The 14,816-nt window shown below is 61.9% G+C and carries 14 protein-coding genes; 8 read left to right on the top strand and 6 right to left on the bottom strand.

Features of this window, described 5'->3' with window-relative positions; translation table 11 throughout:
• Positions 1–43: 43 nt before the first annotated feature.
• The 5 genes from IT775_RS05240 (at position 44) to gyrB (ending at position 7,760) form a co-directional block, all read left to right on the top strand.
• Entirely contained in the window at positions 44–1,603 is a 1,560-nt protein-coding gene (locus tag IT775_RS05240) for a class I adenylate-forming enzyme family protein (RefSeq protein WP_212700034.1), read from the top strand.
• A gap of 72 nt (positions 1,604–1,675) precedes the next feature.
• Positions 1,676–2,545, top strand: a complete 870-nt coding sequence (locus IT775_RS05235; RefSeq protein WP_343231108.1) for an NAD-dependent epimerase/dehydratase family protein — start codon at positions 1,676–1,678, stop codon at positions 2,543–2,545.
• Complete coding sequence (locus IT775_RS05230) at positions 2,542–3,153, top strand: sugar transferase (RefSeq protein ID WP_212700032.1); 612 nt, start codon at positions 2,542–2,544, stop codon at positions 3,151–3,153. The genes IT775_RS05235 and IT775_RS05230 overlap by 4 nt, the downstream gene beginning before the upstream one ends.
• Before the next feature lie 196 nt (positions 3,154–3,349).
• The gene (locus IT775_RS05225) at positions 3,350–5,233 is read left to right on the top strand and encodes a polysaccharide biosynthesis protein (RefSeq protein WP_212700031.1); all 1,884 of its coding nucleotides are present in this window, start codon (positions 3,350–3,352) and stop codon (positions 5,231–5,233) included.
• A 109-nt stretch (positions 5,234–5,342) separates the two neighbouring features.
• Positions 5,343–7,760: a DNA topoisomerase (ATP-hydrolyzing) subunit B gene (gene gyrB / locus IT775_RS05220; protein ID WP_212700030.1), complete on the top strand. Its 2,418-nt coding sequence runs from the start codon at positions 5,343–5,345 to the stop codon at positions 7,758–7,760.
• A gap of 24 nt (positions 7,761–7,784) precedes the next feature.
• On the opposite strand, the gene IT775_RS05215 is transcribed toward gyrB, so the two are convergent.
• The 3 genes from IT775_RS05215 to IT775_RS05205 are packed head-to-tail and all read right to left on the bottom strand — an operon-like array spanning position 7,785 to position 9,012.
• Positions 7,785–7,958 carry a hypothetical protein gene (locus tag IT775_RS05215; protein ID WP_212700029.1) on the bottom strand — a complete coding sequence of 58 codons (174 nt, stop codon included), beginning with the start codon at positions 7,956–7,958 and terminating at the stop codon, positions 7,785–7,787.
• Between the two features lie 60 nt (positions 7,959–8,018).
• Complete coding sequence (locus IT775_RS05210; protein WP_212700028.1) at positions 8,019–8,249, bottom strand: hypothetical protein; 231 nt, start codon at positions 8,247–8,249, stop codon at positions 8,019–8,021.
• 4 nt (positions 8,250–8,253) lie between these two features.
• A complete protein-coding gene (locus IT775_RS05205; RefSeq protein ID WP_212700027.1) occupies positions 8,254–9,012 on the bottom strand; it encodes a BON domain-containing protein in 759 nt (252 codons plus the stop codon).
• Positions 9,013–9,127: 115 nt separating this feature from the next.
• Here IT775_RS05205 and IT775_RS05200 point away from each other — a divergent pair, with 115 nt between their 5' ends.
• The 3 genes from IT775_RS05200 to IT775_RS05190 all read left to right on the top strand — a co-directional run bounded on the left by IT775_RS05200 (position 9,128) and on the right by IT775_RS05190 (position 11,518).
• Positions 9,128–9,562, top strand: coding sequence for an archease (locus tag IT775_RS05200; RefSeq protein ID WP_212700026.1), 435 nt, complete (start codon positions 9,128–9,130; stop codon positions 9,560–9,562).
• 12 nt (positions 9,563–9,574) lie between these two features.
• A complete protein-coding gene (locus IT775_RS05195; RefSeq protein ID WP_281414337.1) occupies positions 9,575–11,005 on the top strand; it encodes an RtcB family protein in 1,431 nt (476 codons plus the stop codon).
• A 72-nt stretch (positions 11,006–11,077) separates the two neighbouring features.
• A complete protein-coding gene (locus IT775_RS05190) occupies positions 11,078–11,518 on the top strand; it encodes a baeRF12 domain-containing protein (protein ID WP_212700025.1) in 441 nt (146 codons plus the stop codon).
• 231 nt (positions 11,519–11,749) lie between these two features.
• Here the strand turns inward: IT775_RS05190 and IT775_RS05185 are convergent, their stop codons facing one another.
• The 3 genes from IT775_RS05185 to IT775_RS05175 all read right to left on the bottom strand — a co-directional run bounded on the left by IT775_RS05185 (position 11,750) and on the right by IT775_RS05175 (position 14,760).
• The gene (locus tag IT775_RS05185; protein WP_212700024.1) at positions 11,750–12,889 is read right to left on the bottom strand and encodes a site-2 protease family protein; all 1,140 of its coding nucleotides are present in this window, start codon (positions 12,887–12,889) and stop codon (positions 11,750–11,752) included.
• Between the two features lie 114 nt (positions 12,890–13,003).
• A complete protein-coding gene (locus IT775_RS05180; protein ID WP_212700023.1) occupies positions 13,004–13,579 on the bottom strand; it encodes an HPF/RaiA family ribosome-associated protein in 576 nt (191 codons plus the stop codon).
• 419 nt (positions 13,580–13,998) lie between these two features.
• Positions 13,999–14,760: an ion channel gene (locus IT775_RS05175; RefSeq protein ID WP_212700022.1), complete on the bottom strand. Its 762-nt coding sequence runs from the start codon at positions 14,758–14,760 to the stop codon at positions 13,999–14,001.
• Between the last annotated feature and the right edge of the window lie 56 nt (positions 14,761–14,816).

The raw sequence follows: 14,816 nt of genomic DNA, 5'->3' as shown, positions 1-14,816 counted from the left end.
GGACAATCGATACTGCGCGCGACCAACGCGAAGGAGGACGCGCATGGGCCTTGTCACACCGGCCAAGCCAGCAGAAGACCCACAAAAAACCGTTACCGACGCCATCCGGGAACGGGCCAAGGAAGCCCCCGGAAAAGAGGCGATCGTCTGCGGTAATACCCGGCTGAGCTGGGCCGAATTCGACGCCCGCAGCAGCCGCGTCGCCAATGCGCTGATCGCGCTCGGCGTCGGCAAGGGCGACCGCGTTGCGGTGCTGTCGCCGAATTCCGCCGCCTATGCCGAGATCTTCATCGGCACGCTCAAGGCCGGGGCCTGCATCGTGCCGCTGTCGACCATGGCCTCGTCCGAGGCGCTGGAAAAGATGGTGAAGGACAGCGGGTCCAAGGTGTTTTTCCTCGCCGATCACTACCGCGACCTCGCCGCGCCTTTCCTCGGTGGAATCGCGGCGCATTGCGTGGCGCTGGATTTCGACGCCCCGGGTTTCGACAATTACGAAACCCTGCTGGCCGATCAGACCGAAACCGATCCGATGGTCCCGGTCGACTGGGACGATCCGCTCAACATCATCTATTCGTCCGGCACCACCGGCACGCCCAAGGGCATCCTGCATGACCACTGGATGCGCGCGGTGCAGATGGAACGCGCCGAACCCAGCGGCTATTGCGACGATGCGCGCACGCTGCTGTCGACGCCGCTTTATTCCAACACCACCATCGTTTCCTTCCTGCCGACGCTCTATGGCGGGTCCACCGTCCACCTGATGCCGAAATTCGATGCGCGCCGGTATCTCGAAATCGTCGAAAAGGAAAAGATCACTCACACGATGCTGGTACCGGTGCAATACAAACGCATCATGGACGTGCCGGATTTCGACAGCTTCGACCTGTCCTCGATGCGGGTGAAGTTTTCCACCTCAGCGCCGCTGCGCGCGGATGTGAAGGCGGACGTTCTGGCGCGTTTTCCCGGCAAGCTGATCGAATACTACGGCCTGACCGAGGGCGGTGGGGTGACCATTCTTGTCGCCGACGAAATGACGGACAAGCTGCACAGCGTGGGACAACCGGGTCCGGGCACCGAGATCAAGCTGATCGGCCCCGGCGGCAAGGAGGTTCCGACAGGAGAGATCGGCGAAATCTGCGGCCGCAGCCCGGCGATGATGGCCGGATATTTCGGGCGCGATGACCTGACCGCCGATTACATCTGGCGTGATGGAAACGGGGATATGTATTTCCGCTCCGGCGACATGGGCCATTTCGACGAAGACGGTTTCCTGATCCTGTCGGACCGAAAAAAGGACATGATCATTTCCGGCGGGCTGAACATCTATGCCAATGACCTGGAACTGATCCTGCTGCGCGATCCCGCTGTCACCGATGCCGCGGTTATCGGCATTCCGTCCGAGCAGTGGGGGGAAACGCCGCTGGGCCTGGTGGTGCGCAAACCGGGATCGGAAAAAACCACCGAGGCGATCCTGGCCGATGCCAACGCGCAGCTGGGCAAAAGCCACCGGCTGTCGCAGGTGGAAATCCGCGATACGCTACCGCGTTCCTCGATCGGGAAAATCCTGAAACGGGAATTGCGCGCGCCCTACTGGAGCGATTGATCAGGCCTGTTCACGGCGCGGCGGCGGTGATACCTAAATCCTCAGGCAAATGCGGCAAGGGTATCATCGCCGGTGACGGTCCAAGACACGAAAACAGTTCTGGTATTGGGGGCGTCCGGCAAGGTCGGGCGCCTTTTACGTGCCATCTGGACGGCCGAGCCGCCGGCCGGATTGCGCGTGATCTATCAGTTCCGCGAAACCCCGCCCGAAAGCCCCAATTGCATCCGCTTCACGCCCGGCGATCCGGCTGGCGGGCTGGGCCGGATCGATGCGATCCTGTCGCTCTGGGGCGTAACCTCGGGCGATGACCGCGCGCTGGCCGCCAACACCGACCTCGCCCTTGAGGCGATGCGGATCGCACGCGCCACCGGTGCCGATCGGGTGCTGCATGCCTCCTCGATCGCGGTCTATGCGCCATCGGATGCCCCGCTTGGCGAAAACGACCCTACCGGCGCGATCAATCCCTATGGTGCCGCCAAGGCAGCGATGGAAACGGCCGTGCGATCCGAATCCGACCCGCGCAGCTGCTGCCTGCGCATCGGGTCTGTGGCAGGGGCGGAAAGCCTCGCCGCGTCGGTCGACACCTATCTGGCGGCAAAGGCCAAAACCCCGCTGACCTTGCACCGTTTCGCATCGGGGCAGGGTCCCGCGCGCAGCTATATCGCCCCATCCGACCTTGCCGGGTCGATTGAGGCGCTTCTGCGCTGCCCGCTGGCACAGCTGCCCGAGGTTCTGAATGTCGGGGCATCCCAGCCCGTCACGATGGATGCGCTTCTGACAGCGGCAGGGATCCCCTTCGAATGGCAGCCGGCCCCGAAGGGCGCGCGCGAGATTGCCGTTTTGAATACCGAGCGCCTGCACCGCATCACCGCGCAGCGCCACGACGACGGAGACCCGGGCCGGATCGTCGCGGACTGGCTGAAATGGAGGGCGCGCGCATGACCTTGTCCAAGCGCCTGTTCGACCTCTGTGTGGCGCTGTTTCTCGCCATTCTCTTGTTGCCGCTGATCATCGTTCTGACGCTACTGATCCTGATCCGGGATGGCCCCCCGGTGCTGTATATCTCGGAACGGATGAAAACCGCCGATGAACCCTTCATGCTGTGGAAATACCGCACCATGACGGTGGTCGATCACGATAGCGGTGTATCGGGCGGCGACAAGTCGGCGCGGATCACACCGACCGGGGCCTTCATGCGCCGGTACCGGCTTGATGAAATTCCGCAGCTGTGGAACATCCTGCGCGGCGATATTTCCTTTGTCGGCCCCCGGCCGCCGCTGCGCCGCTATGTCGAAATGTTCCCCGAACTCTATGGCCGGGTGCTGCAATCGCGCCCCGGCATCACCGGGTTGGCCACCGTGCTGTTTCACCGGCACGAAGAAAAGATACTGGTCAAATGCCAAACCCCGGAAGAAACCGAACATGCCTATATCCGCCGCTGCATTCCCCGCAAGGCCGCGTTGGACCTGATTTATCAGCGCCATCGGAATCTGTGCCTGGATTTTTTGCTCATGTTGAAAACGGTGTTCCGAAAACTCCCGCTGAAGTAGGCAAATACGGCAATAACTCGCCTAAAAACATGCATGTACCGGATTCCAGCCTTGCGCGACCTGAATGCGAAAAATACAGTCAAATTGGATTTGCTGGTCACGCCTACAATTGACCGGCATCTTTTTCACTTGTGTCCCATATGCTTTCAGTGTGTTGCGTCCTGTTTGAATACCCCGGCCATCCTGGAGGCTGATAATGTCCTTGTTTAGCTTAGCCATCAGCCTGAAGGATTGGCACAAAGCTCTCATCTTTCTGTTCATCGACATGGTGCTGGTTCCCGTGTCACTGGGCATCACGCTGCTGCTGAGCCACCCAGATCTGATCCAGGGCCAGCTCCCTACCGGCCTGATCGCGCTGACCACGATTCTGACCCTGCTGGCCCCGGGTATCGCGCAGACGCTCGGACTGCCGCGGATTCGACTGAACGCTTTCGAAACCGGCGGGATACACCGGACCGCCGGATTGGCCAGCATCCTGTCGCTTGCGGGCCTGGCCCTGAATATCGTGCTCGGCGGTCCGCTTCCCGGTGCTTCTCTGGCAGTTTTCGGGATGGTTTACCTGATCGCGGTGGTGTCATCCCGCATGGTGCTGCGCGAAATCGTCAGGACGATTTACCGCCGCGGCCGAAAGCATACCCGCGTCATCATCTATGGATCGGGCCAAACCGGGCAGCAGCTGGCCGCCGCCTTGCGCACCGACGACCAGTTGGAACTGGTCGCTTTCGTCGACGACAATCCGCGACTGCAAAGCCTGACCCTGGGCGGCGCGCCGGTTTACGCGCCAAGCCGGCTGAAGGATCTGATCGCGCGCAAGGCGATCGACCGGGTGATCCTGGCCATGCCAACCGCGGCGCCATCGGTTCAGGCCCGTATCGCGCTGCGCCTGCGCGCGATGGGTTGCGAAGTGCATTCGCTTCCCTCCTTCGCCGAACTGATCACTGATCGCGACATTTCCAAGCGCAGCACACCGGTGTCGATCGGTGACCTTCTGGGCCGCAACGGGTTGGAAAGCGAATTGCCCACCGTTGCCCATACCTTCAAATCGCAAAGCATCCTTGTCACCGGCGCCGGCGGATCGATCGGATCCGAACTGTGCCGCCAGCTCGTGGCCTGCGAGCCGGAGAACCTGATCCTTCTCGACCACAGCGAACTGGCGCTTTATTCGATCGAGAAGGAATTGCAGGACCTTGCGCCCAACGTTCAGCTGACGACGGTACTGGGATCGGTGTGCGACACGATCCTGCTGCAACGGGTCTTCAGCGACTATTCGGTGAACATCGTCCTTCACGCGGCGGCCTACAAACACGTCCCGATGGTGGAAAAGAACGAACTTGTCGGGCTGTGCAACAACGTGATCGGCACCCGCACCGTTGCCGAGGCGGCCCGCCTTGCCGAGGTCGAGCGTTTCATCCTTGTCTCGTCGGACAAGGCGGTGCGGCCGACCAATATCATGGGTGCCTCAAAGCGCCTGGCCGAACTGGTGGTGCAGGATCTGGCGACCCGGTCGCAGACGACGCTTTATTCGATGGTCCGGTTCGGCAACGTTCTGGGATCCTCGGGGTCGGTCATCCCGCTGTTCGAGGAACAGATCGCCCGCGGCGGACCGGTCACGCTGACCCATAACGACGTCGCGCGGTATTTCATGACCATTTCCGAAGCGGCGCGGCTGGTGCTCCTGGCCGGGTCCTTTGCTCGCGGCGGCGATCTGTTCGTGCTCGACATGGGCGACCTGGTGCCAATCCGCAAACTGGCGCGCCAGATGATCGAAGGGGCGGGCTTCACGATAAAAGACGACGACCACCCCGACGGCGACATAGAAATCAAGGTCACCGGCCTGCGGCCGGGTGAAAAGCTGATCGAGGAATTGCTGATCAGCCCCGACATGTTGACCACGCCGCACCCGAAAATCCTGAGGGCGCAGGAAGGCTTCCTGTCCGAGATCGAAATGGCCACCGCGCTGAAGGAACTGCGCGCCGCGATCGAAGCCTGCGACACCGAAGCCGCCCGCGCCGTAGTCACCCGCTGGGTCGAACAGAATCCGGCGGTGACCCAGGAACCGGCCAGCCTGACCGAAGCCTGAAATCGCTCTGAAAATCCCGCCTGCCCGGGGACCGCGAAATCTTGTGCGGGACGTGACAATCCTCGCAAGGTTTCGTATATATTCCTGACAATAACAAAGGATGGGCGGAATGTCCGAAACCGAGCAAAACTCGCAGGAATATGGCGCAGATTCTATCAAGGTTCTCAAAGGCTTGGAAGCCGTTCGCAAGCGGCCGGGCATGTATATCGGTGACACCGATGACGGATCGGGCCTGCATCACATGGTCTACGAGGTCGTCGATAACGGCATCGACGAAGCGCTGGCGGGTCACGCGGATTTCGTTCGGGTAAAGATTCACGCCGATAACAGCGTGTCGGTGCGCGACAACGGGCGCGGTATTCCGGTCGATATCCACGAGGAAGAAGGCGTTTCCGCGGCCGAGGTCATCATGACCCAGCTGCATGCCGGCGGTAAATTCGACAGCAACTCCTACAAGGTGTCCGGCGGCCTGCACGGCGTCGGCGTGTCGGTGGTGAACGCGCTGTCGGTGTGGCTGGAACTGCGCATCTGGCGCAACGGCAAGGAACATTACGCCAAGTTCGAACATGGCGAATGCACCGAACATCTGCGCGTGGTCGGCGACGCGAACGGCGAAAAAGGTACCGAGGTGCGCTTCCTAGCCTCCACCGATACGTTTTCGAATCTCGACTATATTTTCGAAACACTGGAAAAGCGCCTGCGCGAACTGGCCTTCCTGAATTCCGGCGTCCGCATCATCCTCGAAGACGAACGCCCCGCCGAACCGCTGAAGACGGAACTTTACTACGACGGCGGTGTGAAGGAATTCGTCAAGTACCTCGACCGTCACAAGCACCCGCTGATGGATGAACCGATCTACGTGGTCGGCGAAAAGGACGATATCGGCGTGGAACTGGCGATGTGGTGGAACGATAGCTACCACGAAACCGTGCTGCCGTTTACCAACAACATCCCGCAGCGCGACGGCGGCACCCACCTGGCCGGTTTCCGCGGCGCGCTAACCCGGACGCTGTCGAAATACGCCCAGGACAGCGGCATCGCCAAGAAGGAAAAGGTCAACTTCACCGGCGACGACGCCCGCGAAGGCCTGACCTGCGTGTTGTCGGTCAAGGTGCCCGACCCGAAGTTCAGCTCGCAGACCAAGGACAAGCTGGTCAGTTCCGAAGTGCGCCCGGCAGTGGAAAGCCTTGCCGGCGAAAAGCTGGCCGAATGGTTCGAGGAAAATCCCAACGAAGCCAAGATGATCGTCGGCAAGATCGTCGAGGCGGCGCTGGCCCGCGAAGCGGCCCGCAAGGCGCGCGAACTGACCCGGCGCAAGACGGCGATGGATGTGAACTTCCTGGCCGGCAAGCTGAAGGACTGTTCCGAAAAGGACCCGTCCAAGACCGAAGTCTTCCTCGTCGAGGGTGACTCCGCCGGCGGTTCGGCGCAGACCGGCCGCGATCGGCGCACCCAGGCGATCCTGCCGCTGCGCGGCAAGATCCTGAACGTGGAACGCGCGCGGTTCGACAAGATGCTCGGCAGCCAAGAAATCGGCAACCTGGTGATGGCGCTTGGCACCGGGATCGGGCGCGACGAATTCAACATCGACAAGCTGCGCTACCACAAGATCGTCATCATGACCGATGCGGATGTCGACGGCGCCCACATCCGTACCCTGCTTTTGACCTTCTTCTATCGGCAGATGCCGGAACTGATCGAGGGCGGGTACCTCTACATCGCGCAGCCACCGCTTTATAAGGTCAGCCGCGGCAAATCCGAGGTCTACCTGAAAGACCAGGCCGCGCTGGACGATTACCTGATCGAACAGGGGACTCATGATACCGTGCTGAAACTGGGCAGCGGCATGGAAATCGCCGGGGCCGACCTGAAACGCGTGGTGGAGGAAGCCCGCCAGCTCAAGCGCGTGCTGGATGCCTTCCCGACCCATTACCCGCGCCACATTCTGGAACAGGCCGCCATCGCCGGGGCCTTCGTGCCCGGCGCGGTGGATGCCGACCTGCAGGGCGTCGCCGATAAGGTGGCGAAACGGCTGGACGACATCGCGCTGGAATACGAACGCGGCTGGCAGGGCCGGATCACCCAGGATCACGGTATCCGACTGGCCCGCATCCTGCGCGGTGTGGAAGAAGTCCGCACCCTGGACGGCCCGATGCTGCGCTCGGGCGAGGCGCGCAAGACCGGCAGCTTCACCCGGTCGCTGCAGGAAGTCTACGAATTGCCCGCCACCCTGATCCGCAAGGACCGCAGCGTGTTAATCCACGGGCCGCTGGACCTGCTGACGGCGATCCTGAAGGAAGGCGAAAAGGGCCTGACGCTGCAGCGCTACAAGGGTCTGGGCGAAATGAACCCCGATCAGCTGTGGGAAACCACGCTGGACCCCGAGGCGCGCACCCTGCTGCAGGTCCGGATCGAGGACATGACCGAAGCCGACGACCTGTTCACCAAGCTGATGGGCGACGTGGTTGAACCGCGCCGCGAATTCATCCAGCAGAACGCGCTGAGCGTGGAAAACCTCGATTTCTGATCGCTTGTAGGGAAGCGGATAAAATTACGCGGCGCGCATGAAGTTGCGCGTCGCAAAAAAGGAGAAGTGGCCCGCAGCAGCCGTTTTCGACCGCACATCATCAGGACGTGTGCTCGACTTGGCAGATTGAGCCATGGAAAATCGCACACCCTTGCTGAGCAGGAAGCGCTGGAAGCGCACTCCTTTTTTGTCGTTCACCGCGCAAACCACAAGCAATGCACCGGTTATGCGACCGCCGGGCCGATCAGTGGCAACGGATCAGCGATCCTCCTCCCACGCCTCGTCGGCGCGGCGCAGAAGGTTGTAGATCTGAAGGGCGCGCCCATCCAGCGGGCGTTCCAATTCGCCCATCACGTCAGTTTCCTGTGCCAGATGCGCCACCACCTCTTCCAGTTCCACCATCGTCGCGCCGCTGTTCATGATCTCGACGATCATGTGGTCGTTGATATCGCCGAACAGGCGCTTCACCTCGTCATGCGTGATTGTCATGCCGTCACTCCGTTTCTGTTTTGCTCTCGGCCGGGGCCTTGATGTCGTTGATGACGTCATCGACGCCCAAAATGCTCCAGCAATCCGCCTCGGCCATGGCACGTTCGGCCGGGCTGCGCACGATGCCGGTCAGGCGCACCACCCGGCCGCGCACGCCGATACGGATCTGGGTATCGTCGACATAAGGATCGCGGTCGAGAACGATGCGCGCAGCCTCCTCGATCCGGATCGGGGCATCTTCCTCGGGCGGGTCGGGCTGCAGGCTGTTGACCACGTCGCGCACGCCCGGCACCCACCAGGCCATCGCCCCGGCCAGCCGCTGCGACACCAGCCCCGGCACAGTTCCGTTCAGGATCACCACGCCGTCATGCACCTCGTAATCGATCCGCCCGCGCGCCGCGTCGGTCGGGCCGGACACCTGGGTGAAGACCGGCGCTTCGGGCCCGCCACCTGCTTCAAAGATCGCGAAATCCCGGAATGCCGGTTCATCACAGAAAAATTCGCGCAGATGCTTGTAGATGTCGCGATCCTTCATCTGCGTGGCGGCCGCAACCCGCACCCGGTCGACCACCGCGCGCACCTGTTCAGGTGCCGCCGCCAGTTCCAGCGCGCGCTTCTTGGCGGCGACGCTTTCCACCTCGGCAATCACGGTCAGCGCCCCGTCCGGGCCGAATTCCATCTTCTCAGGCGTGAAATCCGGTCCAAGGCGCGGTTCCCGCCGAAACGCGTCCTGGATGGCATTCAGAAGCTCATGATCGTTCATGATCCGATCCCCCTTCCCGACACAACTTAGGCAAGGCGGCGGCCTCTTACCTTGACACATCTCAAGGCGCCCGGCGCCAGAATTGGCAAAGCTAGCCAGCGAGGAGGACTGCAATATGGCGGATGACGCCGGATCACCGGGCTGGAGCCATTTCCCGCATCAGGGCGATGTGGGGGTGCGCGGGATCGGGCGCAGCATGGCCGAGGCGTTTGAAAACGCCGCCCGGGCGCTGACCGAAGTCGTCGCGCCGCTGGCGTCTATCCGTTCCGAACAAAGCGTCACCGTCAGCTGCCGCGCCACCGATCCGTCGATCCTGCTGCTCGACTGGCTGAACGAGGTGACCTACGCGATGGCGACGCGATCGATGCTGTTCGGCGAATTCCATGTCCGCATCTCGGGCGATGTGCTGAAAGGCGAAATGCGCGGCGAACCGGTCGATCGTGCGCGACACGAACCCTCGGTCGAACCCAAGGGCGCAACGCTGACCGAACTGTGCGTGAAACAGCAGCCCGACGGGCTGTGGCTGGCGCAATGCGTGGTGGATGTCTGAAAGGGGGGCGCTTTGGATCCGACGACACTGGAAAGGATTTCCCCCTACGAATGGCGGATTCCGCAGACCGGCGACATGCGGGTGCCGGCGGAGATCATCGCTGACGAGGATCTGATCAGGGGCATGGACGAAAAGGTCCGCCAGCAGATCACCAACGTGGCCTGCCTGCCCGGAATCGTGCGCGCCGCCTATGCCATGCCCGATGCCCATTGGGGGTACGGATTTCCCATCGGCGGGGTGGCGGCCTTCGATCCCGATCAGGGCGGCGTGATTTCGGCGGGTGGCGTGGGTTTCGACATTTCCTGCGGCGTGCGGATGCTTGCGACCGATCTGACTGCCGCCCAGATCCGCAGCAAGCAACAGGATTTCGCGCATGAAATGTCACGCTCGATCCCCGCCGGGGTCGGCAGCCAAGGACATATCCATCTCGACGACGCGGGGATGTCGGCGATGCTGTCGGGCGGCGCCCGCTGGGCGGTGGCCGAAGGATACGGAACGGTCGAGGACCTGGCGCGGATCGAGGAACAGGGCCAAATGGCGGGCGCCACGCCCGATATGGTGTCGGCAAGGGCCAAGCGGCGCCAGCGCGACGAAATGGGCACGCTGGGATCGGGAAACCATTATCTCGAAGTGCAGGAAGTGACCGATATTTTCGATGAAGCCGCCGCGCTGGCCTACGGGCTGAGCCCCGGTCAGGCGGTGGTGACGATCCATTGCGGATCGCGCGGGCTGGGCCATCAGATCGGCACCGAATACCTGCGCGAAATGGCGCTGGCCGCGCCCGGCTATGGCATCGCCCTGCCCGACCGCGAACTGGCCTGCGCGCCGATCGATTCGGAACTGGGGCAGCGATATCTGGGCGTGATGCGGGCGGGGATCAATTGTGCTTTGGCCAACCGGCAAATCCTGACCCATCTGGCGCGCGACGTTCTGGAACGGTTCTTCCCCGGCTGCAAGGCGCCGCTGCTCTACGACGTGTCGCACAACACCTGCAAGGAAGAGCTGCACGAGATCGATGGCGAGGAAAGGCGGCTCTTCGTGCATCGCAAGGGCGCGACACGGTCCTTCGGGCCGGGCATGGGCGACCTGCCCCCGCCGCTCAGCAAGGTGGGGCAGCCGGTTTTGATCGGCGGAAGCATGGGCACCGAATCCTGGGTCCTGGCTGGCGATGACCGGTCCGAAACGGTTGCTTTGAGTTCGGCTTGCCACGGCGCGGGCCGCGCGATGAGCCGCCACCAGGCCGCCCGGACATGGACCGGCAGCGGCATTCGGAAAGACCTCGCGGCGCGCGGCATCATCGTCACCAGCCCGTCGCGCCGGGGCATCGCCGAGGAGGCCCCCGGGGCCTACAAGGACGTGACCCGGGTGGTGGAAAGCGCCGAGCGGGCGGGATTGGCCCGCCGGGTGGCGCGGTTGGCGCCGCTGGTCTGCGTCAAGGGGTGATTGTCAGCCCCGCCGCGGAGCGTGATACAATTACGGTGGTTACTGCCGGAGAAAACGGAAAAGGAGCCTGCAATGAAGCTTGAACACGGAACCTGGGTCGTCGTGGCCGACGGCCAGAAATATCTGCTTTTGCGCAACAATCTGGATAGCAAGTTCATCGATCTTCGAGTCATCGGCTCGGAGGAAATCGAAAACCCGCCCGCGCATGAACATTCCTCGGATCGCTCCGGCCGGATGCATGACGCGGGTCCAGGCGGCAAAAGCGTGTGGGCCGAAACCGACTGGCACCAGATCGAAAAGGAACGCTTCGCACGGCATCTGGCCGAACAGCTTGAAACCTTTGCTGACAAGGGCCTGTACGAGGCGGTCGTGATCATCGCCGACGCGCATTCGTTGGGACAGTTGCGGGCCGCTTATGGCGCCAAGACCAAGGCGCGTCTTCAGGGCGAAATCGCCAAGGATCTGACCAATCTGTCAGTGGACAAAATCGAAGCGGTGGTGACCGCAGCATGACTGGCGGCGCCCGTCTGAACTTGCCTGTCTGACGGATCTTGGCGGATTGGGCGCCTTCGCCCCAAGCAAGGCAGGGGGCATCCGTGCGAAATCACATGGGCGCCGCGGCTTTCCAGCCTCTTCCGGCCGGGTTGCGCGACCGGGTTGCCGGCCAATCTGAATGTTTCAACGCCCTTCTTCGTTTCGTTCGCACCGGGGGCCCCGCATGCTCTCCCTTGATCATCGGGCAGTTTAGGCACTGCGGTGCTGTCGGCCGCTGGCGTTCAACTCCTGCCGGATCGTCAGGTAGGACATGATGTCCCGCAGCGTCAGCATCCCCCTGAGCTCACCGTTCTTGGCGACCATCAGGCGGCTCGTTTCCAGCTCCCGCATCCGTTTCAAGGCCTCCATCACCGGTGTTTCCGGGGTGACTGTGCCGATTTTGCCCGCTGTGGGCAGAACATCTCCGGCTGTTTTCTGCGCCCATTCCTCGCGCGCGATCCGCCCGACGTCCTCGACCCGGATGCAGCCCAGAAGCGTACTGCCGCGCACCACCGGGAATACTCTGTGATGCCTGCGGTAGAAGTAGTCTTCGATCACATCCTCGAGCGGCGTATCTGCCGGTATGGACACTGGATCGCGCACCATGATCTGGCCAACTGTCTTGTCTTCGAACCCGGTTTTGAGGGTCATCTGAAATTCGGACGAGTTCGCAACTGCGATGATGAAGAAGCCGATCAGCCCCTGCCAAATACCGGCAATGGGATTTCCGGCGACCAAGCTCAGGACCCCGGACATGATCAGGACCATTCCGAAAAACCGCCCCAGTGATGCCGCGATCCGCGTCGCCTTGGCGTAATCGTTTGTCTTCCACCACAGCGCGGCGCGAAACACGCGTCCACCATCCAGCGGAAAGGCCGGGATCAGGTTGAACGTAGCGAGCATCGTGTTGATCGTCGCCAGATAAGTAAGCAACGCTGCAAGCATTTCAACGGGCAGAAGCCCGGACAGCCCGTAGAACAGAAGCGCCAGCGCGTAGCTCATGAGCGGGCCGGCGATCGCCATGAAGAATTCGGCCCGCGCGCTTGGCGGTTCGTCCTCCATTTCGGCCACGCCGCCGAAAATGAAGAGCGTGATGCCCCGGATCGGCATGTCGAACTGCCGCGCGATCCAGGAATGCGCGAATTCATGCAGGATGATCGACGCGAAAAGCCCAACCGCCCCGGCCGCGCCCAGCCACCACGCGGCAACGGGGCTCACCCCGTCGATGATCCGCGGGAAATAACCCGTGGCGAGCGACCAGGTGATCAGAACCGCAAGAATAATCCAGCTCAGGTCAACACTGACCCTGAAGCCAAGGATCGAAAACAGCTCGATGCGATTTGAAAACACCCTGTACTCCTTGCTTGCCATCCGCCCGGGGCGCTTCGCCGAGTATCAGGGCCGGTGCTGACACCGCGCCCTGTCAGACTGCCGCCCTTTGCGGACATGTCGGACTTGGCTGCCTTACTCGGGGTTGTATTTCATTGGGCCGATCGGGCGCACCGTGCTGGCCTGCGGACCGATGTCGCTTTCGTCGGTCTGCACCACCAACTCCACCGCGTCACGGGGCTTGAGATCGTCGAAGGCCCCGCCCACGACGCTATTGCGGTGAAAATAGATCAGCCGGTGATCGGTGGCGATGATCTGACCGTAGCCTTCGTCGTAATGGATTTCGACGATCTTGCCCTGGAGCGCGCCTTCATGCAGCTTCACCTCGCCCTTCACCCTGTCCTTCCACTCCTTCAGTTCGCGCTCCATCGCGTGAAAGGCGTCGCGGATCGCGACTTCGGGATGTTCGTGTGCCGGTTCATCGCCTTTTTCGCTGCTCACGAACAAATCGTTGCCCGGCAGCCGGACCTCGATATGCACGCCATAGAGGTTGCCCGTCTTGTGCCGCTGATGCGGTGCTTTCACATAGACGTGGCAGCTGTTGATATGGTCGGCGAACTTTTCCAGGTGCGCCACTTTTTCGTGGACCAGCGCCTCGAGCTGCGGGGTGCCGTCCATGTTGGTGAATGTCAGTTCAAGGGGTGTATCCATTTGGCCCTCCCAAGAGGCAATGCATGTTCCGCTGGCTTGGCCCGTGTCACTTCTCATCCGCGGAATTTATCGCTCGCTGCGAATCACGATGACTTCCGGGGAACAAACCGAAATAAGCCACAATTTGTACCCTTCGCGAAGAATGTACCTTGTTCTGTGTCAATCAAGGCCGGATATGGCCAGATTGACCCAGAACCCTTCCACGCATGTCCTGCACCCGTCTCGGCCAAACCCTGGGCATGTGCCGCATCGGGGTCAGTTCGGCGGCGCCGGAAAACGGACCTGCCCCGATTTTGGAAAGCGTTTGGTTCACTTCCCGGGACATTCGCTTGAAGGGGATGGGGATCGCGAAACCATTCGATCGCAGTTCCCGACAATTGGACAAAACACCGTGTGAAGGCCGTCCCCTCGGGGCGCCCTCAGATTTCGCCCTCGGTACGGATATGCAGCACCGTGCCGCAATGCTTGCAATGCACCGCGTCGGCATCGTGCAGCACCAGGCCGCAGACCTCGCATTCGTGGCGCACCTTGGAGGGGCGGAACAGCACCTGCAGCAGCCGCAGGAACAGGGTGACGCCGAATATCATCACCCCCACCGACAACATCCGCCCCCATGATCCGGTCAAGGTGATATCGCCGAATCCTGTCGTGGTCAGCGTCGTGACGGTGAAATAAAGCGCGTCGGCGTAATTGCCGATCAGCGGGTTCACGCTTTCCTGGGTGGCATAGATAAGCCCGGTCATCACGAACAGGAAAACCCCGAGGTTAATCGACGCCAGCACCACGTCTTCGTTTTCGCGGAAGAATTTGAAGTCCTGGCGCAGCCGCGTGAGCAGCTGATAGGTGTGCAGCAATCGCAATGTGCGCAGAATGCGCAGGAATCCGAAACCTTCGCCGGTGATCGGCGCGAGGAAGGACAGCACGGCGGCGATATCTGCCCAGGTGGCCAGCCGCAGCCACATCCGGGCCTTTTCGCGCTCCAGCAAGAACCGGACGATGAAATCCAGCAGGATCAGGATGCCGAAAACCGCATCGGCAAATTCCAAAATGGCGGTCCGCTGGAAAAACGAAGTCGCGACAACGAAAAAGACGGTGATGAAATCAAAGGTCAGAACGGCATAGCGGAACCGATGCGCCTGGGGGGTGTCCCCTTCGTAAAGCGACCTGATCTTTTCCAGCACCTGTCGTTCCCCTGCTTACTGGCACCGGATGTTCGCACATGGGAACGGCTGTGACC

The sequence above is a fragment of the Thalassovita aquimarina genome (assembly GCF_018219815.1).
Taxonomy (GTDB): domain Bacteria; phylum Pseudomonadota; class Alphaproteobacteria; order Rhodobacterales; family Rhodobacteraceae; genus Thalassobius; species Thalassobius aquimarinus.
Note: the sequence above shows the minus strand (reverse complement) of the source record. Positions and strands in the feature narration are given on the sequence as shown.